Here is a 20,970-nt window from a genome sequence, read left to right as displayed (position 1 = left end):
AGCTACACCAGCTCCAACAAATTTCCGGCATACAGTTCTGCCACGGCAGACTGATGAGCCCGCCATGGGAGCGCTCCTTGATCGGGGTGGTCTGCCTGGAATTCGCTCAGAGTGTGGTAATACGGGACTTTGAGGCGATTCCCGTGCTCACTTTGCGGATCGTCGCCGTGATCTTTGATGTCTTGCTCGAGGCGGTCGATGATCTCTTGGCGCATCACCAAAGCGGCTGTCATTTTGTCTTCAACGTCATCAGGCACAGTGTTACGGCCTGATTCCCAGTATTGCCAACTGCGTGGCGATACTTGACCGATGATCTCCGCAGCCTCGCGAACATCTAACATCAGGAATTTTCGAAGGGCCTGTAATTCGGATGCAGTCATATGCACTCCAGAGAAAAGCCCCGCATTCTAGCGGGGCGTCAAGATCGGGATGACTATTCGGCGGCTGCGGCAACAATCTTCATGCCGTAAGCGATTGCTGCTTGCTCATCAAAGTCAGCGCCAGCATCACTCAGGAACTCAAGCTGCCCTTCGATGTGGTATTCAGTAATGTCGCTGTCATCAGCCTCTTGCGCGGCCTGCCAGGCATACTGGCCGGCGAGCATGGCGGAGGTGAACTCGATGCCTTCCATGCCTTCGCAAGTACCTTCGTTGACGTACTCAACGACCTGCTCAAGTGAAGTTGCGCTGGAGATGGCGTTGCTGAGGTAAGTAGTCATGATATGTCTCTCTTTAGAGGTGGGTCGAGCCGATCTCGAACCCTGTGATACGTATCTTAGTTCGCAGTTGCGAACACGTCAAGAAATAATTTCCTCCGCTTTCCCTAAGCCGCACTGTCGCTTACAAGCGCCGCCACCGGGGCCAGGCACTCGCACTCCCATCCGTCAACAACACGCAGCGCGTGCTCCCAGACTGTGCCCCACGTCGCACGATCGTTGCGCGACCAGAATCGGGTGTCTAGCTCGATACCATGCTCATCATGCAGCCACTGTCTAACAGCATGGGGCGATGGCAGCCCAGTTCGACGATAAGGTAGCGTCACCTGGCTATGATGATACAGCGCCGCACAGCAAAGATAGCGCAACGTTTTGAGCATATCCGCCGTCGGACGCCCCTTGCCCTGCCCTGGTAGACGAACGCTACTGGCCAACATGTGCTGGTACAGCGCAATCTGTACCGTCTCGCGGGCCTCGTCGAGTTCGTCGTTGGTAAACGGACTGAATAGATACAGCGCGAGATCATGCAGATTCTCCGGCAACGACTCCACGGCACTAATGACCGCACCAGCCTCAAGGCCGTGCACGATATTCCAGTCGTTGCTCTGCCGGCGACTGCGCTGCACGTCCGTACCGAGCTGTGCTTGCTCTACCGCGCCAGCCATCACGCTGCTCCCAGTTACTCGATACGCGTCGAAGATCATCTGGCGTGCACTCTGAAAACGCATCACTGCCCCTTTGCATCTGTTTTGCATTTTGCATTGCATTTTGCGCTGTCGTTGCGTTCTGTTGCCTTCAGCGTTGCGCTTTTGCGTGACGGTCTGCGATACCACGGGCCTCGTTGCCGTTGCCCGCCGTTCCGATCTGGGCATCCCCGTGGTAAACGATATAAAGATCTTCACCGCCGAGCGTGTACTTCGTGATGCGGTACTCACCGGCCCGGATGCAGTAAGCGTTGATGCGCTGCCAGTTCATGCGGCCTCGCCCTCCACCTCGATGATCTCCACCCATGTTCCGGTCTGCGCCTTCCGGTCGATCTCGGCGGGTTCGTTAATCACTCGCCGAACATGCTCGTCAGTGTCATCAGCCAGCACACCAGCTTTGACCAGCGCATCTTCGATCAGCTTCGCCGACATGCTGTTATTGCTGGTGTCCCGGCGACGAACGCCCTTGCCGATCCGGGGCCGGAAAACCAAATCGACACGGCCAGCCACCTGCTGGACGCCAGCAGCCCGGACAGCAGCCAGGGTGGCCGCGCAAGCGTCGTCCTTTGCTTTCTTGCGCTTGCCCCAATGTGTACCGGCATAGATAGCGTTGGTTGACGGGCCCAGGAACTCGACGAATAGACGCATCAAGCAGCCTCCTCTTTGTCGTTGATGAACTCCAGCGCCTCGTTCAGCGCCTCACGCGTCTCGCCGTCAAACTCCCGCATCCCCAACGCAATCGTGCGGCGTAGCCAAGCGGGCTGCATGTCGCGCAAATTCTTCTCGGCGTGGATGCGGGCATGGCATCCGCCCGGTCCGTCGCAGACCGGCATGCATAGACTGTCTGGCGCCTTGAGCCCCATGCCGCCGATCTGGTACATGCCGATCAGGTGATGCGCTGAATCTGCTGGTCCGTCGCAAACACAACACGGGAGAGACCGTACCCACGCCAGATAGACCGGCGAGCGCCAGCGCGTATCGGTGGACGCCTTGCGCTTGGGCGCGGTGCGCCTCTCCCGCTTGCGGTTCATGGGTGCTTTGGCGCGGAGTGGCGTTTTGCGCCCTATAGGTCCAGTGCGCTTCATGCGGCAGCCCTCCGAGTTACGAAACCTAATCCCGACGCTCGCTCCAGGGCAGCTACTGCCTGCGGGCCAGATGCGAACAGCGTCGTGCCATTACCGGGCGACCTCCCGAGACTCCCATCGGACCGCAAGAACTTGACCTTGCCGCGCATAAGCAGCAGGGCATCGGCCCGACCGGCCGCCTCCTGCCACCAAGGGGCGGACGTCCGGTCCGGCGTCAGCGCGATGCCGTTGCCGTGCAGGAAGAACTTATCAAGCCACGGCGCCAGGCCGTTGCGCCCGCCGAATGGCGGGTTCATCCACACGAAGCCCTCCCACGGCTGCGACAGACTGTCCTCATGAATCCAGCGATAGGCCGGAACGTGAGGTCCGCCGCTTGGCGGGGCTGCAACGTCCAGGTCAAACGTCACGCCCAGCGCCTCGAAGATATAGGCCGGGGTGTACCAATCATCCGTGGCACCGGTGTTCGGCTCCCAAGCGCTCATGCCACCTCCCCAAACAAGTCGAATTGCTGCTCACCGGCGCGACCGCCCACCTCAACCAGCTCCAAGGTTCGGCGGCACCCGGCAGACCCATTGCTCTGCCAAATCGACCATGGCGTGTGCTCTTCTTGGTCATGAAGGGGTCGGCGCCAGCGCACGCCACGCTCATCTACCTCGAGGATCTGCATCGGCTCGGGCAGCCGGTCGCAGATATCGGGTATGACTTGCACCTGGTCGCCGGGGCGCGGATCGGTGTAGATGTCTCGCATCAGCGCACCTCGCTCAGTGGCTCGTAGATGGATTCAAAGTGGCCACGGATGGATAACCGCCGAAGCGCCGAATACATCAGCTGGGTCTCGCTGCGCTTATTGGCCTCGAACGGCTTGCTTATCCACCACTGGGTGTTGGCCGGGACGCCGTGCACCTTCTCCACCTTCCTGGGGTGGACGTAGAGCAGCCCCCATCCTTCCGGGAGCTCATCAGCGGCGATCATGCCCGGCGGGCACATCATGAAGCGCCAGTCGCCCATGCCATCGGCGGGATCTCGCCGGAAGCGCTTTTTGCGATCCGCGAGAAAATCACTTCGAGATGCCTTGCACTCGACTAGCAAGGACAGCCCATCGCGCCACCCAATGGCATCAGGCTCCTCACCGGAGTGGTTAGCGGCGCGAAATTTGTCATTGAACACCACGCCGCAGCCCATGGTTTTCAACCAGCGCTCAGCGCGCATCACCAACTCGTCATGACTCATGCCGCCACCTCGCGATATTGCTCAAGCACTCGCAGCGCCGGATCGCTCCAGCGCACCCCGTGGTCGGCCCCGAATGCGTCGATCAGCGTCAGCAAATCGGCAAAGCGCTTCTTGCTCATCTTCGAGGTCCGGCCCCCAATCATGACGAAGCCGCCTTCAAGGCCTGGCACCACGTCCTGACGCTCCAGGGCAGCCGAAAAAATATCCTTCCAAGCCTCCTTGGGCAGATACCGGCCATACCACTCGACCTGCTTGGATACGTCGGTCAAGACGGCCCACAGACGGGCGTTCTGATCGAGGCTGCGCTTGTCACTTGGCCGCCTCAGCACGATCTCGATGGCGCCAGCTTCGAGCCCCTTGCCACCCATCCGTTCAAGCCAGGCCTTGGCCGTCTGAAACTCGCCGATGGTCGCAGCGCGAAACGTCAGCTCCTTTTTCATGCCGGCACCTCGCGATTCTCGGTTTTCTCAAGAGATTCAGGCGCGTAATCATCGATACGGAGAAGATGGCGGCCAAAGAACACAACTTGCCCGTATGTCAGCCCGCAATACACGTCGCCTGATACCCACCAACTCCCCTCTTCATGCTTAAATACCGACTCTACCTCTACTGTCTTGCCGATGTTGTCCGGGTGATTGATGCACCCGACTACAATGCAGAGACATCCCGGTTCGATTGACTTGCTCATGCCGCGCCCTCCGGCTGCACCAGCTCATACCGCACGCCATCCGGATCGTCGTGCTCATGGATCTCGTAACCCAGCGCCCGCAGCTTCTTGATGGCACAACGGTAGGTGCCGGCGCAGAACCGCTTCTTGTGCTGCATTTCGACCTCGTGCGCGATCTCGCTCACCGTCGGCTCGGCCTGGCGCATCAAGACTCCAAAGACTTCCATGGGTAGATCGAACTCGGGCGCGCGGCCTGGGAATTGAGTGACGTTGGTCATCACACATACTCCATAACGATGATTAGCGCGATGCTTGTCGGAACGCTCCATATCGACACCAGGAACCATCTAATCGCGACTGACCACTCAGCCGGGTTCGCATTCATCTCCACAAAAGAAAGGGAGAGGAAAGAAATCGAAAGCAGCAAGCCACTAAATATAAAAAACTTCCTCATCGTCTTCATGCAGCCCTCCGGTAGCTCGGCCAGTCGAGTGAAAGCGTCATGCCGCCGCCTTCTTGCATGCGGTCCACAATTCGCTCGCCCAGGTATTCGGTCAGGCCAGCGGCATCGGCGTTGCTGACGATGATCGTGGGAAGCTCGGCCTTGTATCGCTCGTTGACGATCTTGAAGAGCATCAGGCGCTCCCAGTCGGTCCCGAGCTGGGCCCCGACCTCATCGAGAATCAGAAGGTCCAGTGGTCCGACGAACGCCTTGAGTGCCTCGCGCTCGCTGCCGCCCTTCTGGCTGAATGCCCGCTCCTTGATCAGGTCGATCAGCTCGTAGACGTCGATGCCCATTACTCGGTAGCCCTGGTCCAGCAACGCGTTACCGATGCCATAGGCCAAGTGGCTTTTGCCGGTACCTACCGAGCCGGTTAGAACCATCCCGCCGCCCCGCTCTAGTCGATCATCAAACCGCTCGACGTATCGCTGGCACGCTGCCAAAGCAAACTCTTTGCGGTCATGGTCATCGGTCTCGAAGTTCTGCAGGGTCCGCCGCTGGAAGCGGCGCGGGATCATGGCACCCTCGCGAAGTTGCTCGAGCTTGTCCGCCCGAATTTGGCCGGCACGATCACGCTGCTCGGCCTGACGCTGCTCGGCTTTGTCGTCCTCGAGGCACTGCGGGCAACCGGACCACTGGCCGTTCGGCATCAGGGTTTCGGTGAACTCGCCGTGTATACGGCAGCGACTACGCTGGTTCTCGGCGTTACCGGCCAGCACGCTGCTCAGGTGGCTCCGCACGCCGGGGGTGGTCGTCATCGGCTGTGCCATGATCAGTCCCTCATCCAGTCGGGAAGGTTATCCATGTCGGTCGGCGTGTAGGTGCCCTGGGGTTTGGGCTGAGCCATTCCGAGGCGGCCAGAATCGCGGTTAGTGCGGCGCTGCTGGTGCTCAGTCTTGGCTTGTTTTGCTAGCTGATCCCACTTGGCTCGCAACTTGGCCGGGGACATCACGATTCCGGCCCAGAAATCATGGGCAGCGGTCCAAGTGATCAGGTAGCGGATTTGCTCGACGGTACGGCCATCGCGCTGCCGCATTAGTCGGAACTCGTTGGCCCAGGTGGTTGGGTTATGTTTGACGGGCGAATCTAGATCGCTGCTCACGGCGGCGACCATTTCGGTCACCAATTCGTGATCGACTTCCTCACCCCACTTTCGAGGTTTGGTTTTCTTCGACGAATCATCAGTACCTTTAGGTACTGAGTTGTCTTCTGTCTTTGGTGTGCACCCTCGTGGGGTACAATCTTTGTCACCCCCATGGGGTACAGTGTCACCCTTTTTGTCACCCCCTGAATCAGGGTGCGTTTTGGGGGTGTGTCGAGCGGTCAACTCCCACTCGTCGAAGTGCTTATTGAGCGATGTCAGGCCGTGGCCAGAGCCCTCGACCATCAGCACCTTCTTGGCGATCAGCTGTTGCTTGACCTGGTTAACCTTCTGCCGTGGAAGGTGTGCAATTTCGGCAATCTGGCTATCGGCTATACGGTCGGCTTTCTTGTTCCAACCATACGTCAGCCGCACGACCGAAAGCGCGACACGGCGCTCGCGGTCCGTCAGTGGTGCCTGGATCAATGCCTCGAAAAGCTCGTTAGCGATGCGAGTGAAGCCCTCTTCCACTTGCGGACTCCTGCCAGCCCTAATAGGGCCTGGCGATTGGGCGTCATCACGACGTTCAGGAAACTGGATTATTTCTGCGGTATCAGTCATAATTAACCTATTGTTGTATGAAAAAGCCCGGGATTGGTTTGGTCGCCTTCCGGGCTTTTTTGCGCCTAAAAGATGCCGGGCGCCCTATCAGGCCCTAACATTGAGAAGCCGGACTTACGCCCGGCCACCCCTTACTACTCGCAGCTCTGGTTTTCGGCGCAGCGCGTACATAGCGTCACCGCCTTTGGCCATGATCGACTCATGAACGACGGTCTCGATGCCTACGCCGCGCACCTCCGATTGCTGTCGTGCCTTCTGCTGCGACGCGGGCGACATCATGCCGAACACCCGCGTCAGTGATTCGCGACTCAACATCGCGTAACCCCTTGGCCCTGTCAGGCCTGCTCTTTTTGGTCGATGCTATTGTCCATGAGCTGGCTTTCCGCCATCTCGGCCAATAGCTGCTCAAGCTCGTGCTGTTCGTCTGGCCCCGGATTCGCACCATTGGCTAGACGGTCCAGCAGCGCCTGACGCCTTTCGTGAATGACCTCGAGGCCTAGCAATGTCGCCTCATGGACTAACGGCGCGAGCTTGCCGCCGTGACGACGCGCTGCCTCGGCCTCGATCGCGGCAAACTCAGATTCGGTAAACCGCGGTCTCACCAGGTGTTCAAGTCGTTCGCTCTCCGGCTTGCAGCGCCGGTCATCGGAATCGACGGAGTGTGAAAGCATGTATGCATTCCTTATCGCTGAACGCGGCCTTCACAGGCGGCAGTGGGTGGAATAGTTATGCAGCGTGAGCACAAAGCTCTGCGTGCAGGTCGTCGATGGCACGGCCGACTGTGTAGCTCGGGTTCACAATCGCGCCGCTTCGAATTCGATACAGAGTCGATACGTCACAGCCAGCACGTTCGGCAACAGAGCGATACGTCACCGATCTGGTCGCCAAAATTGCTGCCAGCTTTTCGGCTAACTCTTTGCCGTGCATGGCTTGATCCTCCTGATTTATCTATATGCACAGGATATGCATTAATGCATAAATGTCAACGCGAAATGCATTTGCGGTATGCACCAAGTGCCGCAATCATTGCATTCATGCAAAAAGATCGATCAAAAGACGTGCTGAAGCGACTGATCGCTGTCAGCGGGAAGCGAGCCACAGAGGTGGCCCGTGACAGCGGCGTGCCACAGTCAACGTTGTCACGTATACTCGGCGGAAAGATCGAGAGCCCCCGGGATGCGCCCATTGCAGCATTAGCAAGCTACTTCGGGATTTCCTCCGAAAAGGTTAGGGGGCGCGCGCCGTTGAGTGATGGTGATTTTGAGAGGCTGATGGGCGGCAAAAGGCGTTCCCCGTCTTCGTCGGGTGATGAGCTGGAGTTACTCGACACCGAGATCATCGAGGACGCCGCCCCGCTTTCCCCGGATGAGGTCATGTTGCCGATATTTCGAGAAGTCGAGTTTTCCGCGGGCGACGGGCGCACCCAAGTCATCGAGAACCATGGCGCCCAGGAGCGCTTCAGCCTGTCCAAGCTCTCCAAAAAAGGGGTTCAGCCGGAGAACGCCGCCCTGGCTGTCGCGGCTGGTGATTCGATGGAAACCACTATCCTGGACGGTGCCACACTGGGCATCGATAAAGGCAGTCAGCACATCACCGACGGCAAAATCTACGCGCTGGATCACGGCGGCATGTTGCGCATCAAGCGACTCTATCGCCTGCCTGTGGGCCGCATCCGTGTCGTCAGCGATAACAGCCACGACTATCCGGAAGAGGTCTATCACATGAACTCAGACGACGCGCCGCGCGTTATTGGTCGCGTTTTCTGGTGGGAGAATTTCGATTGAGGAGCTTTTATGAAGTGCAGCGCTGAGGCTTTTGCCTGCGCTTTTCTTGCAATGATGCCTGTTGCGAGTTTGGCGCAAACGGATTTGCCTTTGCTTGGCAGCGGCAATCTTGCTGTCACGGGCGCCAAATCAAGCCATGTATGGCTGGCCAACATCGAAAGCGCAACAGTTAAAAACGGCCATATTTACTATGACCAGCATGTCAGACCTAAACAGGAAGAGATCGCCGGTGACCCGCCCAGGCGAGAGATCGTTTTTAGAACCAAGCTGGATTGCGCTGAACTAAAGGAAGAGCTGCTGTCCGCACATATTCGAGATTACTACACAGGGCAGTACGCTGAGGGCTCTGTGCCCATGGAAAGCACTGGGGCTAAGACCATCCGCAGAGACGGGGTCAACTACGATATATGTAAGTCGTACATCAATGGCGCCACACTTAGTGAAGCCCTTCTTAGCCAGCACCATAAAGGCCTGAAAAACCTTCCGCTTTATGCCATTCCTGCCGACAGAGCCGATAAAGAGTTGCTGCAGTACCTGAGTGATCACAATCCAGCCTTTTGACGGCAACAGCCCTCCTGACGCCATAGCAAGCTATAAAAGAACCATAGCCCGCCAAGCGGGCTTTTTTGTGTCTGTCCTTCTGGGATGCATATTTTTTTGCATCCATGCATTGACAGAGTATGCATCAATGCATAAATTATGCATACAGACACGGCGCAGCCGGTCAAGGCCCTACCAGGGCCACGCTCTTTAAAAATGCGAAGCCCAGCCGCCCGTAGGGGATTGCATCTCCGAAGGGTCGCTGGGAGTACGCCCCACCCGAGGCTGTCGAAATATCGGTAAGGATTCCACGCGCCGCATTGCGGCGTGTATACAGGCCAGGGCGATAACCAAGCCCGCGAACAGGTCGTCGGACGCTGTAACCGACCGCTGCCCCACCAGGGCGATATCTGGTGGGTATCGGGATAGGCATTGCAACTCATCCCCCTACGAGGACGGCAGGAAATATAGGGGCCTGCCAGCAGTGTCTATCCCGATGCGTTGAATCGCCGCGGTAGCGACGTGGCGGCGTCCGTGGATGGGCATTCCCGCGCGCTGTTCGACGGCCAACTATTTCGTGAGCAGCAAGCCGGATTAGCTACCGGCCATCGCATCCCCTATTCCCTGCGTGAGTCGCTCAGCGACTCCTTGCCCGCCACTCCGGCGGGCTTTTTATTTCCGAGAGGTAGATATGAGCACAAGAGCCCTGCCCAAGACACCAAGCGAACGTCGTCAGGAGATCGACGACGCCATCCAGCAGCGCAGTCGGCGGATTGAGATTGACCGCTGGCACGAACAGCGGCGCGTCGAGCGCGAGACGCGCGAGGTATGGCAATGAGCGAGTTCACTCTTGTCGCGTGCGGCGTCGGGATGATGACGAATGAGTGCCCGATACATCGCAATCGAGCCGCGCGGCCGCATTCAGACGCCGAGATTATTACCGTGAAGAGGTCATCATGAGAAACGCAGATGCGCCGGCAATGCCGCAACAACGTGATTGGCAAGACGACATGGAAATTCACGCAAACAACCCATTGCGCTCCGGGAGACCGCCCTTTGAGGGCCTCGGACTCACCAAGCGCGAAGAGTTCGCCAGAGCCGCGATGCAAGCGCTGGCTGCCAACTCTGGAGTGGTTTCCGTATTCGGCGCGGGACGACAGATCGCGTCAGAGGCAGTGCGGTACGCCGACGAACTTCTTGCCGAGCTGGAGCGTACATCATGATCGCTATCAACGAAGGGGCCGTGACACGGCTCGTACACGAAGACACACGCGTTATCGACATCGACCCGCACCAACGCCCCGTATACCGGAGCGTACCGATTGCGCGGCGCAGCGCGGCGGACAAAGCGCCAACGCTTGAAGAGATCCGCAACGGTAGGCGCGCGGCTGAATATGCCGAGCGCGTTAACGGCGCCAAGCCGGCGCATTTGCAGATTTGGGGAGCGTGAAATGGCTATCGAACACAACGAAGCGGCGGCATTTGCCCGCAAGGATCACTGCGATGCCGAACACGACGCCTATCGCGCCCTGATCGATGACGCCGTAGAGATCATCGAACGCGGCGGCGACGTTGCCCCGCACTGTGATCAAGAGTCGCTGAAAGAGCGCCTTAGCGAGAACGAAGCGTTTTGGACGGCAGTGCACCAGGCATCGCTAGCACACAACATCGCGGAGCGTGAGAACGGCCAGGCCGACCTCAAGCGGATCGCATACGACGAGGCGTCAGGCATGTGCCAGGAGTATGCGCAGGCGGTGATGGCTGGGCGTAAGGAGGCGGCATGAGCGAGAACACATGGCCTGACGGCCTTCGCCACGCGATAAGCCAAGGCGAGCACGCAGCATGGAACGCCGACAACTATCCCGGAACGCTTCAGCTATGCAACGAGTGCGATGAACCAACGGGGCGATGCGAAGAAGACGGCATCTACGCAGACGATGACGGCGAAATCGGGCCGCTCTGCGAGGCCTGCTGGGCCGCAATGCGCCCTGATCAGGAATAAAGAAGCCCGCTCAGGTGTAGGGCCTGGGCGGGCCGGATGATCCGAACAGCAAAACGAATCACAGGGAGAATAGCATGAACCAACCTGCGCAAGTCCAGAGCCAGCCGGCGCAGCAGCAAACGCAAACACCCTTCCAGATGATGGCTACGCGGTTGAGCGTCGATCCGCAGACAGTCGAAAACCTCATGACGCAGACCCTCATGAAGGCCAAGGGCGGTCAGCAGCAGGTTTCGCATGAAGAGCTGATGGTCTTCATGTCCATCGCCAACGAGTACCGACTGAACCCGCTGACGAAAGAGATCTACGCCTTCAATAACCGTGGCGCTATTCAGCCGATCGTGAGCATCGATGGTTGGCTGCGCATCATCAATGGCCACTCGCAGTTCGATGGCATGGAGTTCGACGACAGACTGAGTAATGAGGGTGCCCTTCTGGCTATCACGTGCCGCATTCATCGCAAGGATCGCTCGAAGCCGACCGAGGTGACCGAGTACCTGGGGGAATGTCAGGGCACCAGCGAGCCGTGGAAAAAATGGCCGGCTCGCATGTTGCGGCACAAGGCCACTATACAGTGCGCCCGCTATGCATTCGGTCTTTCCGGGATCATCGACGAGGACGAAGCCGACCGATACAAGACGACTAATCCTGAGCGGGACGTGACGCCGCAACAGTCACAGCGCGAGGCGCTGGAGTACTACAGCGACAGCGACTTCGAGAAGAACTTCCCCGCCTGGCAAGGGCTAATCGAGTCCGGCAAGAAGACCCCCGAGCAAATCGTTTCGATGGTCAGTAGCAAGGCCGTTCTGACCGACGAACAAAAACAGCAGATTATGGAGGTGGCAGCGTGAACATTCTCGACGTTATCCAAGGCACTCAGGAATGGCACGACGCTCGCGCAAACCATTTCACCGCAAGCGAGGCCCCGGCGATGGCCGGGGTCAGTAAGTACCAGTCACGCGCGGATCTGCTCAAGCAGAAATACACCGGCGTCGCCGAAGATGTGACTGCCGCCCAACAGCGCCTTTTTGACAAAGGTCACGCTGCCGAGGCTGCCGCCCGCTCCATCGCTGAGGAAGTCATTGGCGAGGATCTCTACCCCGTTACCGGCATCAGCGAAGAGTACCCGCACCTACTGGCCAGCCTCGACGGATGCACCATGCTCGAGGACGTGATTTGGGAGCACAAGCTGTGGAATGCCGATCTGTCTGCCGCAGTCGAGGCCAACGACCTGCCCGAGCACTACAGAGTGCAAATGGATCAGCAGTTGCTCGTCAGCGGTGCCGAGCGCTGCCTTTTTATGTGTAGCGACGGCACGCGAGAAAACGCTGCATGGTGCTGGTACGAGCCAGACCAAAAGCGCTTCGACGCTTTGATCGCTGGCTGGGACCAGTTCCGTCAAGACCTGGCCGACTATCAGCCCACCGAGCAGAAAGTCGCCCCTCAAGGTGATGCGCCCGAGGCACTGCCGGCGCTCAAGATCGACCTGACCGGCGCCGTCCAGGCGAGCAACCTACCCGACTTCAAGTCGCGCGCGCTGTCCATGATCGAGGGCATCCGCACTGAGCTGACCACCGACCAGCACTTCGCTGACGCGGCGGAAACGGTCAAGTTCTTGCAGAACGGTGAAAAGCAGCTCAAGGAAAGCAAGCAAGCCGCACTCGCCCAGACGGCCAGCATATCGGAGCTTTTCACTACCATCGACGAGCTGACCGAGAAGATGCGCCAGAAGCGCCTGACCCTGGAGAAGCTGGTCAAGGCCGAGAAGGAAAACCGTCGCAACGACATCCTGCGCCAGGCCGAGCGGGAATATGACGCCCACCTTGGCCGCATTCAGGAGGGGCTAGAAGACGCATGCAGCTGGCCGCTACGCTTTCCGGCGCCCAACCCGGGTGTCCGCGAGGCCATGAAAGGCAAGCGCACCATGACCAGCCTGCAGGATGCCGCCGACACCGCAGTCGCTAACGGGAAGATCCAGGCCGACGAGGCGGCGCGGCAGGTCCGGGCCAGCATCGACGCTCTCAATCAGGAGGCCGAGGGTTTCGAGGCCCTGTTCGCCGATGGCGGCCAGCTCGTGTGCGACAAGGCGCCCGACGACCTGCGCAACCTGGCCCGGTCACGCATCGCCGAGCACAAGGATGCCGAGGAAAAGCGCCAAGCTGCCGAACGTGAGCGCATCCGCCAGGAAGAGGAATCTAAGGCGAAGGCCGAGGCCGAGCGGGAGGAACAGCAGGAACAGCTTTCGGAGCCGGATAAGCAAAATCCGCTCGACACGAGCCGTATCAGCCAAGCCGCCGAGAAAGGCGCCGCGCTCAAGCCGGCTCGGGATGTCGCCCCGCCCGAAACGGTCGAGATTCCGCGCAAGGAATACGAGGCGCTGCTGGAAGCCCGCGCCAAGCTCGACGCGCTCGAAGCGGGAGGCGTCGATAACTGGTCTGGCTATGACGATGCCATGGCGGCGCTTGAGGCCGCATAAGGAGGCGGTTATGCCGCGCAAATACAGACCATGGTCACACAATGAATACGACACCCTTGAGGCCCTCATCAACGAGGGCCTTTCTTATGCCGACATAGCGGCCCGCATGGGGCGCGAAACGATGAGTGTGCAAGGCACGGCGCAACGCATCGGCCTATCGTGCCGTGAGCGACAAGGCAAGGCTCATCGAAAACACGACTGGCATGAGATCGACGCTCTACTCGAGGACTGCATCGAGGCCCGAATGATGACCGTTCCGCAGGCGGCAAAGCGAATCCAGGCCCTTGGCTATTCCGTCAGCCAGTCCTCGCTTTATAACCGCGTCAACCAAAGCCGCGAGCTTAGAAAGCAGGCCATTCACAACAAGCGACTTCGCATGACGTCTGTGTGCCGCCGAGTGCATCGCCAGATGGCGGCACGCAAAGCCGCATGAATCGCCACCCCAGCGGAATGGTGGGGCCAATAACCGCCGCAGCCACTGACACGCCGACTCCTAAGCTCTACCCCGACGACATTGCGCATGGGGCGCGATGCGCTGGGCCGAGCTGACCGCCGATGCGGTAGGTGTGGGCGGTGGCCGGACCGGGCACGAGACGCCCGCCTATTTCCAGACCTTGGCGCTTTCGGGAGAGAGTTATGCCCTACACCAAGCCACAAGAGCGCCTGGTGCGCTCAATGCAGCGAGGTCAGAAGGTCAATTTCATTATTGGGGGGGGTGGCGGTTGTTAGACGGCACTCCTGTTCACCCGCGAACAGTTCAGTCGCTGGCTCGGCGGGGAGAAATTGAGCCCGCCGGAAAAGATCTGCTCGAAAGCCGAGTGACTAGCTACCAACTACCCGAAGCCGCCCACTGAGGCGGCTTTTTGATTCAGGAGAACGCCGCGTGAGCACCTCACCAGACATTCAATCGCTCTCGGTCTGGCTCGATAAGCCGGCCGTACAGCAGGCCTTCACTTCCCTGGCCGCCCCGATCCTTCAGGCCAAAACGACTGCCCAGGTCTCCGGCGAGCAGCGTGCGGCAGACCTGTTCGGCGATGGAAAACACTACCCCGCTTCAGGTGAGGCGGTCATTGGGCGAATGAAGGGTCTGGTCGTGAAGATGATCATCGAGCCGGATTCCTCCGGGTGGACAGGCGAACACCTCACACATCACGACATCAACGCCATCGGCATAAGCGACATGCTCGTCGATGGCGAATGGATCAAGAACAAGGAGCAATAACCATGTGGTTCAAAAACCTGCACCTGTACCGCTTGCATGGCATGACTGTGTTGTCCCGCGAGGAACTGGCCGACGCCCTGGTCAACTTCGCACATCGTCCGGTATCACCCAGCGAAAGCAAGCGCCTCGGCTGGTACCCGCCCGCCGGACGCCACGGGCAGAAACTCGTCCACGAGGTCCAGGGCCACCGCCTGCTCACGGCGTTGCGCCAAGAACGCTTATTGCCGGCCTCGGTGATCCGCGAGGAAACCGAGGAGCGTGCCGCCGAGCACGAGGCCGCCGAGGCTCGGCTATTGCCACGCCGCGAGCGCCAGGCCATCAAGGAACAGGTCGTCGAGGATTTCCTGCCCCGCGCTTTCACGCGAACCCAGAGCATTGATGTGTGGTGGGACACCGAGCGCCAACTGATCGGCGTAAACGCATCCAGCCGCGCCCGCGCCGAAGACGTACTCGACCTACTCCGCCAGTCGCTGGGATCGCTGAAAGTGACGCCCCTAGCTACGCGCCATCTGCCGGCGCGCGCAATGACGGACTGGGTGCAATCACCAGAGAATCGCCCCGGCTGGATGAGCATCGGTGATAAAGCTGTGCTCGAAGACAGCCATGGCGATGACGGCAAGTGGTCGGCGTCCGGCATCGACATCGACGCAGACGACACTCAAAGCGTCATTGAGTCAGGCCGCCAGGTCACACGCCTGCAAATCGATATCGACGAGCAAATCACAGCAATGCTCCATGACGACCTGACGCTCAAGTCGCTGCACTTCTCCGACGCCTTGCTCGACGAGGCTTCGCAGATTGAGGACGACGACCCCGTGCTGCGCTTGGAAACGGACTTCGCGCTGATGGCCGCTGCGCTGCGCGCCAGCATCGAGCAACTGGTCGACGGTCTGGGTGGCGAAGCCGATCCGGCCGCGCCCGCCACGTAACGGCAACGGAGCTGCATCACGAACTACGCACCCATGAGAGTTCTTATTATGGAAAACAATGAAGTTCTGGAAATCGAGGCTCTTGGCGCCACTAAGCTCGCTAAGGTGTGCCATTGGCGCTCCCTTCGGGCCGGATGGTGGAATGACCCTGAAACGGGCGACCTACACGACCTCACTCCCGAGCGCTTCGCGCAAAAGCTGTGCTTGATCCACTCCGAGATCAGCGAGGCGATGGAAGGCCATCGAAAAGGCCTCATGGACGACAAGCTGCCCCATCGAGAGATGGTCGAGGTGGAGCTGGCCGACGCCGTGATTCGGATTTATGACCTCGCTGGCCGCGCCGGCTACGACATCGTTGGCGCCATGCTGGAGAAGCTCGATTTCAACGCCCAGCGTGCCGACCACAAGCCCGAGAACCGGGCGGCGGATGGCGGGAAGAAGTATTGACCAGGAGGCGACGGGCACGACAACTCAAGCACTTCTGATAGGCCACCACGCGGTGGCCTTTGTTTATGCTAGGAGGCCTGCATGATCACCGTCTACACCGGCTCCAACTGCCCGCACTGCACCGCCACCAAGCGCGCGCTTGAGCGAAAAGGCATCTATTTCGAAGAGTCGGAAATTACCGACGAAGGGCGCGAGAAGATCAATCAACTCAACAACTTATAAAAGAGGTATCCAATGAATACGCTCTGGAAGCTCGTCGCATGGATTGTTAGTCGCCGGCCGGTCGCCGACTGGCTCATCAAACGCAGCCAACGCACGCCCTACTTCCACCTAGTAAAAGACGGCAACACCTACATGCGGCGCTGGTGGCTATTCAATCCCTACGATCAAGAGAGCCGCAAGCCGCAGCACCGCTGGTGCCCGATCTCAGTCCGCGTGCATCACATCTCACAGCAAGATGACGACCGGCTCCTGCATGATCGCCCGTGGAACGCCCGTACGATCATCCTGCACGGCAGCTACCTCGAAGAGAAACCGACCGGGGTCGACGGTAGGCACCCCGAGCGCGGCCATCGCGTTAGCCGCCACACCGTTTCTGTCCTCCGTCAGCGGGGTGACACGGCGCCCATTGGTTATGGGAAATTTCACCGCATCCACACGGTAAGCAAAGGCGGTGTCTACACGCTGTTCATCTCGGGTAAGTACCGAGGCACATGGGGGTTCCTCGTCGACGGCGTGAAGGTTCCGTGGCGGGAGTATCTCGGTATAAGAGAGCCAGCCACCGACCCGACATATGAGCAGTTGTGCCAGCGGAATAAAGAATTGGAAGACGATAAGGCTGAGCTATCCGAGCTTCTACATCAAGCTGAGGAAAAACTTACCCAAGAGCAAAGGAGCCATAGCATTCTCAGGGAAAACTTTTCCTCAGATGTCCAAAGCGCTGTCATGCGAGCCAGGAAGGATTGGGCCGCGCAGAGCAGTCCTTGGGTGAGGGCGAAGTGGCAAGCCGAAGTACTTGCCGAAACTGCCGCTATCTTTAGAAAGGGTCCCGTACATGCGGAATTCATTATCGAGTACATGGAAGGAGAGGCGCGGAAACTGCGCCGCCAAGCCGAGGAGAAATCATGAGCGAAGACATCTGGGACCAGCTAGACAAGATGCGGCCGGATTTCATCGACAACACCCACATCCAGCGACCTTTGCTGGAGAAGATGCTGGAACACCACAAGGCTGTAGTGGCGGAGCGCGACGCCCTTTCGGCGCACGTGGAGCGGCTGCACGAGACTCTTTCCCCGTTTGCTCAAGCTTGGCTCCGGCGCGAGCCAGAAGGCGTTCCTGGCACGAAGGGCTATCAGCGCCGTCTTGAGCGCGCCCTCGGCGTATTTTACTCAAACGGGAACATGGAAGACTGCCCGCTTACCGGGGAGCATCTACGCGAAGCCGCTCAAGCCCTGAGTGCGCCGGTAGGCGCCGCCGGTCTTGCCCGCCTCAAAGCCCAGTGGCAGGCAGAGGCGTTGAACTCCCTATTGGCAGAGACAGTATCTTGCGACGGTGAGCAGGTAGTGCTTCGAGTCGATATTGACCGTCACCGCGACGAATACCGCCGCCAAGCCTAGGAAAGCGACGATGCGGATACTCCCCCATGAACGTCCCGCTCGTCATTCGACGGGGCTTAAACCATCGCCCGATGGCAAAACGCTGAACCAGGTAGCGCGCGAGGCGAGAATAAATCCGCAGACGCTGCGCTCGTATATGAAGCGCACGGCGCCACACCTGACGCCAGAGGACGCCGCTCAAGCATGGCACAAAAGGCCGGTAAAGACAGCGGCGAAGCTGCGCGAATTCGGCATGACCCGGAGTGCTGTGGCTCGGTTCCGTTGGTATCACCGTGGCACCGATAAAGCAGCGTGGAGCGACGACGAGATCATTCAGCACATGATCGAGCGGCGCAACAAAACGAAAGCCGAGGACTCGAGACAATGACACTCACTATCGTTGCCCTGGTCGTTTCCGGGGTTTATATCGTATCGATCAAAACCGCCTATCGTTGCGGAAAAGCAACGGGGTTCGGTGAAGGCATCCAGTGCATGGAAGAGATGGAGTGTGGCCACCTGGTAGGAGAAGAGCGTGATCAGCAAAGAGGCAGTTGACCGGTTCTTGAAGTGGGTGGGCACCCTCGGCGTCTTTGTCAGCAAGTTATCCATCGCGGTCGGTGCTGCCATGGTTGTGGCGGGAATTCTCAATGACGCAGAAGAGACGATAGACAGCGGCGCGCTGAGAATTATCTTCGGCCTGGTCTACTGGCCATTCGCAGCCTGGCTCAGGGACTGCTGCCGATGCCGATAGCGCGAGTGTTAATTTCTTCGTCCCTACCGTAGGGCGCCAAAAATTAACAAGGCATCACCACGACCGCCCAAGGCGGTTTTCTTTTTTCTAGGCCCTACGCGGCCCTTTCAGGTCTTTCAATAGGAGTTGATCATGACATCGGATCTATTCCTCACGCCTGGCGAGCTTGAGCAACTCACCGGGCGACGCCGTGGCAAAGAGCAGCGCGAACAGCTTGATGCAATGGGCGTGCGCTGGCTACTTAATGCCGCCGGCGAAACCTTGGTCGGACGCCGGCACGTCGAAGAAGTCTTGTGTGGCACGGCACCACCAGATCGACAAAAGCGTGAACCCAATATTGGAGCCTTGGCATCGTGAGCAAAGTCGGCATCCCGCGCGTCTACTGGAAGGACGGCGCCTGGCGTTACAAATGCAATGCCCGCCAGGCCAAGCTGATAGGTAAGACATGGATCAAGCTCGGGACTGATGAGCAAAAAGCCAAGGAGTCTTTCAAGTCATGGGAAAGCCGCCTCTTCCCTCAAGCCGGTATGGGGCGGCTATTCGATCGCTACGAAGCTGAAATCATCCCCGCCAAGGGCAGCGAGGCGACACGGAAGTCGAATCGTGACGAACTCAAGCGCCTGCGCCTGGTATTCGCTGAATGCGAACCCGAGGACATTACCGTTCACCACGTCTACGCCTACCTGGATAAGCGTGGAACTCAGTCGCCCACCCAGGCCAATCACGAACTCGCCCTACTCAAGCACGTCTTCAAGTATGCCCAGCGCTGGGGCATTCACGAACACAATCCCGCCGAGCCGGTGGAGAAGCTCAAGGTGGCGCCGCGCGACCGCTACGTCACCGATGCCGAGTTCGCCGCCTTCCTGAAATACACCACGCCGTGGGTACGCCATTATGCGATGTTCAAGTACATCACCGGCTTGCGGCAACGTGACATCCTGAACCTGCAGATTGATCAACTACAGGCTGATGGAATCGTAATGCGGTCGAGCAAGACACGGAAGCAGTTCGTGATACCGTGGACCGATCAGTTGAAGCGAATCGCGGCATGGGTGAAGTCCAACAACAAGCGTCAGGGGCCAACGCTCTTCTGTGATCGCAACGGCAACGCCTACAGCAAGGACTCTTTTCATACTCGCTGGCAGTGGGGAATGAAGAAGGCAATCAAGGAAGGCAGCCTGCGTGAGCGCTTTACCGAACACGATCTAAGGGCCAAACACGCAACAGACGCTGAGCGTCGTGGTATCGACGTCACCACCAACCTGCAGCACAGTGACCAGCGCACCACCGAGATATATCTACGCCAAAAACAGGTCCTGTCGGTTACTGCACTGGAGCTGGAGAGCGACGATTTTCTATAACCATACGACCCAAATCGAAACGACTTAACCGGGAGTCGGAGTGCTCTATAACCCAATATCGTTATAGAAGCGTATTGCAAACCCATGATTTTAAAGGTTTAATGGCGATGTATTTTACGGTCTTGAAAACCGGCGAAGGTTTGTAGCCTTCCCAGGGTTCGAATCCCTGTCCCTCCGCCATTGCATCTTAACGCCCCGAGTTTCAGTAACCTACTGATCTCGGGGCGTTTTCGTTTCGGGATGTCACATCTCACGTCGCGGCTCGATACCGCTCATCAGCGTGCGTGCTTCGATGAGTGTTAGTCTTCCTGTCGTAAAGGCACCGGTGTCGATGTAGTGGACGTTCCCCAGCCACGTGGGTCGCTCTACAATGGTGTGTCCCACCACCACGGCATCGATACCGCTGACCGGAGTCTCATCGCCACGCCGGATGCGCGTTCTTCCCCAGAGCTGGTCCTGCGAAGGCGTTACGATGTCCCGCCAGTCTAAGGGGGGTTCGGCGTGGACAATGCCGAGACGCTTACCGGCGATTGATATTTCGCGCGCATAGGGCATGCAAGGCAAAGACTGCTGGAGCAGCATCTGCGCCTCGGCCAGCCCCGCCTCCAGCGCCCAAGTGCCGCCGTTGATCATCCAGGCATCGCGGGTTTTTAGACTGCCTCTTTCCTCGCCCAGCAACGCTTCATACGCCAGCATTTCGTGATTGCCACGCACGGCGTAGAACCAGGATTCGAGGACGAGAGACAAACACTGGAGACTATCGGCGCCACGATCGATCAGATCCCCGACACTGAACAGTCTATCCCGTTGTCGGTCGAAACCGACTGCGTTCAACCTGTCATGAAGCAACGCCAATTGGCCGTGTATATCACCGACGATGAAATCGCGGCCGCACTCATTGGGACCGTGCCGTTGAATCACGCGAACGGCTCCTTATCAACTAACGGAAATACTTCAAAGGCCGTTTAAATATCGCGAAACGCCGCTTCTCCAACGTGCCTAGGACCACCATCACGTAAGTCGCTGCCTTCGCGCTCCAGCGCCTTCGCCAGCAGCTCATCGACGCTGGCACGCGGATGCGCGCCGGCCATCTCGACGCTCTCGAAATCACACGCCTCGCATTCCGGGCACCTTGCTTCCAGCGGTCGCCGGGCTGCCTTGATGAATACTTCAACCTGACAAGCGCGACAACGATAGAGACCCCGCTGGGGCATGAACATGACAAACTCCGCAGGACAAGACAATCTACTCAGCGTAGAAC

Annotated in this window: 40 protein-coding genes; 21 read left to right on the top strand and 19 right to left on the bottom strand. The window is 58.9% G+C overall.

The window, feature by feature from the left end:
* Window positions 1-2: 2 nt before the first annotated feature.
* The 17 genes from OP495_RS07405 to OP495_RS07325 form a co-directional block, all read right to left on the bottom strand.
* A complete protein-coding gene (locus tag OP495_RS07405; RefSeq protein ID WP_280568219.1) occupies window positions 3-380 on the bottom strand; it encodes a DUF1870 family protein in 378 nt (125 codons plus the stop codon).
* A 53-nt stretch (window positions 381-433) separates the two neighbouring features.
* Complete coding sequence (locus tag OP495_RS07400) at window positions 434-718, bottom strand: hypothetical protein (protein ID WP_280568217.1); 285 nt, start codon at window positions 716-718, stop codon at window positions 434-436.
* A gap of 104 nt (window positions 719-822) precedes the next feature.
* On the bottom strand, window positions 823-1,443 hold the full coding sequence (locus tag OP495_RS07395; RefSeq protein WP_280568215.1) for a hypothetical protein: 621 nt from the start codon (window positions 1,441-1,443) through the stop codon (window positions 823-825).
* A 67-nt stretch (window positions 1,444-1,510) separates the two neighbouring features.
* Window positions 1,511-1,690, bottom strand: a complete 180-nt coding sequence (locus OP495_RS07390) for a hypothetical protein (protein ID WP_280568213.1) — start codon at window positions 1,688-1,690, stop codon at window positions 1,511-1,513.
* Window positions 1,687-2,067 carry a hypothetical protein gene (locus tag OP495_RS07385; protein ID WP_280568210.1) on the bottom strand — a complete coding sequence of 127 codons (381 nt, stop codon included), beginning with the start codon at window positions 2,065-2,067 and terminating at the stop codon, window positions 1,687-1,689. Before OP495_RS07385 ends, OP495_RS07390 begins: the two co-directional genes overlap by 4 nt.
* A complete protein-coding gene (locus OP495_RS07380) occupies window positions 2,067-2,504 on the bottom strand; it encodes a hypothetical protein (protein WP_280568208.1) in 438 nt (145 codons plus the stop codon). Before OP495_RS07380 ends, OP495_RS07385 begins: the two co-directional genes overlap by 1 nt.
* A complete protein-coding gene (locus OP495_RS07375) occupies window positions 2,501-2,986 on the bottom strand; it encodes a DNA N-6-adenine-methyltransferase (protein ID WP_280568206.1) in 486 nt (161 codons plus the stop codon). Before OP495_RS07375 ends, OP495_RS07380 begins: the two co-directional genes overlap by 4 nt.
* Window positions 2,983-3,252 carry a hypothetical protein gene (locus OP495_RS07370; RefSeq protein ID WP_280568203.1) on the bottom strand — a complete coding sequence of 90 codons (270 nt, stop codon included), beginning with the start codon at window positions 3,250-3,252 and terminating at the stop codon, window positions 2,983-2,985. Before OP495_RS07370 ends, OP495_RS07375 begins: the two co-directional genes overlap by 4 nt.
* Window positions 3,252-3,734, bottom strand: a complete 483-nt coding sequence (locus OP495_RS07365; protein WP_280568201.1) for a hypothetical protein — start codon at window positions 3,732-3,734, stop codon at window positions 3,252-3,254. Before OP495_RS07365 ends, OP495_RS07370 begins: the two co-directional genes overlap by 1 nt.
* A complete protein-coding gene (locus OP495_RS07360) occupies window positions 3,731-4,174 on the bottom strand; it encodes a recombination protein NinB (protein ID WP_280568198.1) in 444 nt (147 codons plus the stop codon). Before OP495_RS07360 ends, OP495_RS07365 begins: the two co-directional genes overlap by 4 nt.
* A complete protein-coding gene (locus tag OP495_RS07355) occupies window positions 4,171-4,422 on the bottom strand; it encodes a hypothetical protein (protein WP_280568195.1) in 252 nt (83 codons plus the stop codon). The genes OP495_RS07360 and OP495_RS07355 overlap by 4 nt, the downstream gene beginning before the upstream one ends.
* Window positions 4,419-4,679 carry a hypothetical protein gene (locus tag OP495_RS07350; RefSeq protein WP_280568192.1) on the bottom strand — a complete coding sequence of 87 codons (261 nt, stop codon included), beginning with the start codon at window positions 4,677-4,679 and terminating at the stop codon, window positions 4,419-4,421. Before OP495_RS07350 ends, OP495_RS07355 begins: the two co-directional genes overlap by 4 nt.
* Before the next feature lie 181 nt (window positions 4,680-4,860).
* Window positions 4,861-5,673, bottom strand: a complete 813-nt coding sequence (locus tag OP495_RS07345; RefSeq protein ID WP_280568190.1) for an ATP-binding protein — start codon at window positions 5,671-5,673, stop codon at window positions 4,861-4,863.
* 2 nt (window positions 5,674-5,675) lie between these two features.
* Entirely contained in the window at window positions 5,676-6,515 is an 840-nt protein-coding gene (locus OP495_RS07340) for a replication protein (protein ID WP_280568187.1), read from the bottom strand.
* Between the two features lie 204 nt (window positions 6,516-6,719).
* Window positions 6,720-6,920, bottom strand: coding sequence for a hypothetical protein (locus OP495_RS07335; protein WP_280568184.1), 201 nt, complete (start codon window positions 6,918-6,920; stop codon window positions 6,720-6,722).
* Between the two features lie 20 nt (window positions 6,921-6,940).
* Entirely contained in the window at window positions 6,941-7,276 is a 336-nt protein-coding gene (locus OP495_RS07330) for a hypothetical protein (protein ID WP_280568183.1), read from the bottom strand.
* Between the two features lie 55 nt (window positions 7,277-7,331).
* Window positions 7,332-7,532: a helix-turn-helix transcriptional regulator gene (locus OP495_RS07325; RefSeq protein ID WP_280568180.1), complete on the bottom strand. Its 201-nt coding sequence runs from the start codon at window positions 7,530-7,532 to the stop codon at window positions 7,332-7,334.
* A gap of 44 nt (window positions 7,533-7,576) precedes the next feature.
* Here OP495_RS07325 and OP495_RS07320 point away from each other — a divergent pair, with 44 nt between their 5' ends.
* The 21 genes from OP495_RS07320 to OP495_RS07220 all read left to right on the top strand — a co-directional run bounded on the left by OP495_RS07320 (window position 7,577) and on the right by OP495_RS07220 (window position 19,709).
* Window positions 7,577-8,389, top strand: coding sequence for a S24 family peptidase (locus OP495_RS07320; RefSeq protein ID WP_280568177.1), 813 nt, complete (start codon window positions 7,577-7,579; stop codon window positions 8,387-8,389).
* A gap of 9 nt (window positions 8,390-8,398) precedes the next feature.
* Complete coding sequence (locus OP495_RS07315; protein ID WP_280568174.1) at window positions 8,399-8,950, top strand: hypothetical protein; 552 nt, start codon at window positions 8,399-8,401, stop codon at window positions 8,948-8,950.
* Between the two features lie 670 nt (window positions 8,951-9,620).
* Window positions 9,621-9,767 carry a hypothetical protein gene (locus OP495_RS07310; protein WP_280568172.1) on the top strand — a complete coding sequence of 49 codons (147 nt, stop codon included), beginning with the start codon at window positions 9,621-9,623 and terminating at the stop codon, window positions 9,765-9,767.
* Window positions 9,768-9,885: 118 nt separating this feature from the next.
* The gene (locus OP495_RS07305; protein WP_280568170.1) at window positions 9,886-10,152 is read left to right on the top strand and encodes a hypothetical protein; all 267 of its coding nucleotides are present in this window, start codon (window positions 9,886-9,888) and stop codon (window positions 10,150-10,152) included.
* Window positions 10,149-10,379 (top strand): hypothetical protein, encoded by a 231-nt coding sequence (locus OP495_RS07300; RefSeq protein WP_280568169.1) that lies wholly within the window; start codon window positions 10,149-10,151, stop codon window positions 10,377-10,379. The genes OP495_RS07305 and OP495_RS07300 overlap by 4 nt, the downstream gene beginning before the upstream one ends.
* Window position 10,380: 1 nt before the next feature.
* On the top strand, window positions 10,381-10,713 hold the full coding sequence (locus OP495_RS07295) for a hypothetical protein (RefSeq protein WP_280568167.1): 333 nt from the start codon (window positions 10,381-10,383) through the stop codon (window positions 10,711-10,713).
* On the top strand, window positions 10,710-10,931 hold the full coding sequence (locus tag OP495_RS07290) for a hypothetical protein (RefSeq protein WP_280568164.1): 222 nt from the start codon (window positions 10,710-10,712) through the stop codon (window positions 10,929-10,931). The genes OP495_RS07295 and OP495_RS07290 overlap by 4 nt, the downstream gene beginning before the upstream one ends.
* A gap of 74 nt (window positions 10,932-11,005) precedes the next feature.
* Window positions 11,006-11,779, top strand: coding sequence for a recombinase RecT (locus OP495_RS07285; RefSeq protein ID WP_280568162.1), 774 nt, complete (start codon window positions 11,006-11,008; stop codon window positions 11,777-11,779).
* Window positions 11,776-13,404, top strand: coding sequence for a lambda-exonuclease family protein (locus OP495_RS07280; protein ID WP_280568160.1), 1,629 nt, complete (start codon window positions 11,776-11,778; stop codon window positions 13,402-13,404). The genes OP495_RS07285 and OP495_RS07280 overlap by 4 nt, the downstream gene beginning before the upstream one ends.
* Before the next feature lie 10 nt (window positions 13,405-13,414).
* The gene (locus tag OP495_RS07275; RefSeq protein WP_280568157.1) at window positions 13,415-13,837 is read left to right on the top strand and encodes a hypothetical protein; all 423 of its coding nucleotides are present in this window, start codon (window positions 13,415-13,417) and stop codon (window positions 13,835-13,837) included.
* 450 nt (window positions 13,838-14,287) lie between these two features.
* Window positions 14,288-14,626, top strand: a complete 339-nt coding sequence (locus tag OP495_RS07270) for a hypothetical protein (RefSeq protein WP_280568155.1) — start codon at window positions 14,288-14,290, stop codon at window positions 14,624-14,626.
* 2 nt (window positions 14,627-14,628) lie between these two features.
* Window positions 14,629-15,555, top strand: coding sequence for a recombination-associated protein RdgC (locus tag OP495_RS07265; protein WP_280568152.1), 927 nt, complete (start codon window positions 14,629-14,631; stop codon window positions 15,553-15,555).
* A gap of 48 nt (window positions 15,556-15,603) precedes the next feature.
* Window positions 15,604-16,002 (top strand): hypothetical protein, encoded by a 399-nt coding sequence (locus OP495_RS07260; RefSeq protein WP_280568148.1) that lies wholly within the window; start codon window positions 15,604-15,606, stop codon window positions 16,000-16,002.
* A gap of 81 nt (window positions 16,003-16,083) precedes the next feature.
* Entirely contained in the window at window positions 16,084-16,224 is a 141-nt protein-coding gene (locus OP495_RS07255) for a glutaredoxin family protein (protein WP_280568147.1), read from the top strand.
* Window positions 16,225-16,236: 12 nt separating this feature from the next.
* The gene (locus tag OP495_RS07250; protein WP_280568144.1) at window positions 16,237-17,130 is read left to right on the top strand and encodes a hypothetical protein; all 894 of its coding nucleotides are present in this window, start codon (window positions 16,237-16,239) and stop codon (window positions 17,128-17,130) included.
* Window positions 17,127-17,618: a hypothetical protein gene (locus OP495_RS07245; RefSeq protein ID WP_280568142.1), complete on the top strand. Its 492-nt coding sequence runs from the start codon at window positions 17,127-17,129 to the stop codon at window positions 17,616-17,618. The genes OP495_RS07250 and OP495_RS07245 overlap by 4 nt, the downstream gene beginning before the upstream one ends.
* A 10-nt stretch (window positions 17,619-17,628) precedes the next feature.
* A complete protein-coding gene (locus tag OP495_RS07240; protein WP_280568140.1) occupies window positions 17,629-17,985 on the top strand; it encodes a hypothetical protein in 357 nt (118 codons plus the stop codon).
* On the top strand, window positions 17,982-18,152 hold the full coding sequence (locus OP495_RS07235; RefSeq protein WP_280568138.1) for a hypothetical protein: 171 nt from the start codon (window positions 17,982-17,984) through the stop codon (window positions 18,150-18,152). Before OP495_RS07240 ends, OP495_RS07235 begins: the two co-directional genes overlap by 4 nt.
* Window positions 18,130-18,348, top strand: a complete 219-nt coding sequence (locus tag OP495_RS07230; protein WP_280568135.1) for a hypothetical protein — start codon at window positions 18,130-18,132, stop codon at window positions 18,346-18,348. Before OP495_RS07235 ends, OP495_RS07230 begins: the two co-directional genes overlap by 23 nt.
* Before the next feature lie 132 nt (window positions 18,349-18,480).
* Window positions 18,481-18,705: a DUF4224 domain-containing protein gene (locus tag OP495_RS07225; RefSeq protein WP_280568133.1), complete on the top strand. Its 225-nt coding sequence runs from the start codon at window positions 18,481-18,483 to the stop codon at window positions 18,703-18,705.
* Window positions 18,702-19,709: a tyrosine-type recombinase/integrase gene (locus OP495_RS07220; RefSeq protein ID WP_280568132.1), complete on the top strand. Its 1,008-nt coding sequence runs from the start codon at window positions 18,702-18,704 to the stop codon at window positions 19,707-19,709. Before OP495_RS07225 ends, OP495_RS07220 begins: the two co-directional genes overlap by 4 nt.
* Before the next feature lie 243 nt (window positions 19,710-19,952).
* On the opposite strand, the gene OP495_RS07215 is transcribed toward OP495_RS07220, so the two are convergent.
* Window positions 19,953-20,630, bottom strand: coding sequence for a metallophosphoesterase (locus tag OP495_RS07215; RefSeq protein ID WP_280568129.1), 678 nt, complete (start codon window positions 20,628-20,630; stop codon window positions 19,953-19,955).
* A 44-nt stretch (window positions 20,631-20,674) separates the two neighbouring features.
* Window positions 20,675-20,929: a hypothetical protein gene (locus tag OP495_RS07210; protein ID WP_280562027.1), complete on the bottom strand. Its 255-nt coding sequence runs from the start codon at window positions 20,927-20,929 to the stop codon at window positions 20,675-20,677.
* Window positions 20,930-20,970 lie beyond the last annotated feature (41 nt).

It is taken from the genome of Chromohalobacter sp. 296-RDG (assembly GCF_029889885.1).
Lineage (GTDB): Bacteria > Pseudomonadota > Gammaproteobacteria > Pseudomonadales > Halomonadaceae > Chromohalobacter.
The sequence above is the reverse complement of the archived record's forward strand: the minus strand, read 5'-3'. Positions and strand labels throughout refer to the sequence as shown.

Excerpts from the sequence above, each read along its gene's own strand:
- OP495_RS07405 (WP_280568219.1), bottom strand. The coding sequence starts at position 380 with ATGACTGCATCCGAATTACAGGCCCTTCGAAAATTCCTGATGTTAGAT.
- OP495_RS07400 (WP_280568217.1), bottom strand. The coding sequence starts at position 718 with ATGACTACTTACCTCAGCAACGCCATCTCCAGCGCAACTTCACTTGAG.
- OP495_RS07395 (WP_280568215.1), bottom strand. The coding sequence starts at position 1,443 with ATGCGTTTTCAGAGTGCACGCCAGATGATCTTCGACGCGTATCGAGTA.
- OP495_RS07390 (WP_280568213.1), bottom strand. The coding sequence starts at position 1,690 with ATGAACTGGCAGCGCATCAACGCTTACTGCATCCGGGCCGGTGAGTAC.
- OP495_RS07385 (WP_280568210.1), bottom strand. The coding sequence starts at position 2,067 with ATGCGTCTATTCGTCGAGTTCCTGGGCCCGTCAACCAACGCTATCTAT.
- OP495_RS07380 (WP_280568208.1), bottom strand. The coding sequence starts at position 2,504 with ATGAAGCGCACTGGACCTATAGGGCGCAAAACGCCACTCCGCGCCAAA.
- OP495_RS07375 (WP_280568206.1), bottom strand. The coding sequence starts at position 2,986 with ATGAGCGCTTGGGAGCCGAACACCGGTGCCACGGATGATTGGTACACC.
- OP495_RS07370 (WP_280568203.1), bottom strand. The coding sequence starts at position 3,252 with ATGCGAGACATCTACACCGATCCGCGCCCCGGCGACCAGGTGCAAGTC.
- OP495_RS07365 (WP_280568201.1), bottom strand. The coding sequence starts at position 3,734 with ATGAGTCATGACGAGTTGGTGATGCGCGCTGAGCGCTGGTTGAAAACC.
- OP495_RS07360 (WP_280568198.1), bottom strand. The coding sequence starts at position 4,174 with ATGAAAAAGGAGCTGACGTTTCGCGCTGCGACCATCGGCGAGTTTCAG.
- OP495_RS07355 (WP_280568195.1), bottom strand. The coding sequence starts at position 4,422 with ATGAGCAAGTCAATCGAACCGGGATGTCTCTGCATTGTAGTCGGGTGC.
- OP495_RS07350 (WP_280568192.1), bottom strand. The coding sequence starts at position 4,679 with ATGACCAACGTCACTCAATTCCCAGGCCGCGCGCCCGAGTTCGATCTA.
- OP495_RS07345 (WP_280568190.1), bottom strand. The coding sequence starts at position 5,673 with ATGGCACAGCCGATGACGACCACCCCCGGCGTGCGGAGCCACCTGAGC.
- OP495_RS07335 (WP_280568184.1), bottom strand. The coding sequence starts at position 6,920 with ATGTTGAGTCGCGAATCACTGACGCGGGTGTTCGGCATGATGTCGCCC.
- OP495_RS07330 (WP_280568183.1), bottom strand. The coding sequence starts at position 7,276 with ATGCTTTCACACTCCGTCGATTCCGATGACCGGCGCTGCAAGCCGGAG.
- OP495_RS07325 (WP_280568180.1), bottom strand. The coding sequence starts at position 7,532 with ATGCACGGCAAAGAGTTAGCCGAAAAGCTGGCAGCAATTTTGGCGACC.
- OP495_RS07320 (WP_280568177.1), top strand. The coding sequence starts at position 7,577 with ATGCATAAATGTCAACGCGAAATGCATTTGCGGTATGCACCAAGTGCC.
- OP495_RS07315 (WP_280568174.1), top strand. The coding sequence starts at position 8,399 with ATGAAGTGCAGCGCTGAGGCTTTTGCCTGCGCTTTTCTTGCAATGATG.
- OP495_RS07310 (WP_280568172.1), top strand. The coding sequence starts at position 9,621 with ATGAGCACAAGAGCCCTGCCCAAGACACCAAGCGAACGTCGTCAGGAG.
- OP495_RS07305 (WP_280568170.1), top strand. The coding sequence starts at position 9,886 with ATGAGAAACGCAGATGCGCCGGCAATGCCGCAACAACGTGATTGGCAA.
- OP495_RS07300 (WP_280568169.1), top strand. The coding sequence starts at position 10,149 with ATGATCGCTATCAACGAAGGGGCCGTGACACGGCTCGTACACGAAGAC.
- OP495_RS07295 (WP_280568167.1), top strand. The coding sequence starts at position 10,381 with ATGGCTATCGAACACAACGAAGCGGCGGCATTTGCCCGCAAGGATCAC.
- OP495_RS07290 (WP_280568164.1), top strand. The coding sequence starts at position 10,710 with ATGAGCGAGAACACATGGCCTGACGGCCTTCGCCACGCGATAAGCCAA.
- OP495_RS07285 (WP_280568162.1), top strand. The coding sequence starts at position 11,006 with ATGAACCAACCTGCGCAAGTCCAGAGCCAGCCGGCGCAGCAGCAAACG.
- OP495_RS07275 (WP_280568157.1), top strand. The coding sequence starts at position 13,415 with ATGCCGCGCAAATACAGACCATGGTCACACAATGAATACGACACCCTT.
- OP495_RS07265 (WP_280568152.1), top strand. The coding sequence starts at position 14,629 with ATGTGGTTCAAAAACCTGCACCTGTACCGCTTGCATGGCATGACTGTG.
- OP495_RS07260 (WP_280568148.1), top strand. The coding sequence starts at position 15,604 with ATGGAAAACAATGAAGTTCTGGAAATCGAGGCTCTTGGCGCCACTAAG.
- OP495_RS07255 (WP_280568147.1), top strand. The coding sequence starts at position 16,084 with ATGATCACCGTCTACACCGGCTCCAACTGCCCGCACTGCACCGCCACC.
- OP495_RS07250 (WP_280568144.1), top strand. The coding sequence starts at position 16,237 with ATGAATACGCTCTGGAAGCTCGTCGCATGGATTGTTAGTCGCCGGCCG.
- OP495_RS07245 (WP_280568142.1), top strand. The coding sequence starts at position 17,127 with ATGAGCGAAGACATCTGGGACCAGCTAGACAAGATGCGGCCGGATTTC.
- OP495_RS07240 (WP_280568140.1), top strand. The coding sequence starts at position 17,629 with ATGCGGATACTCCCCCATGAACGTCCCGCTCGTCATTCGACGGGGCTT.
- OP495_RS07235 (WP_280568138.1), top strand. The coding sequence starts at position 17,982 with ATGACACTCACTATCGTTGCCCTGGTCGTTTCCGGGGTTTATATCGTA.
- OP495_RS07225 (WP_280568133.1), top strand. The coding sequence starts at position 18,481 with ATGACATCGGATCTATTCCTCACGCCTGGCGAGCTTGAGCAACTCACC.
- OP495_RS07210 (WP_280562027.1), bottom strand. The coding sequence starts at position 20,929 with ATGTTCATGCCCCAGCGGGGTCTCTATCGTTGTCGCGCTTGTCAGGTT.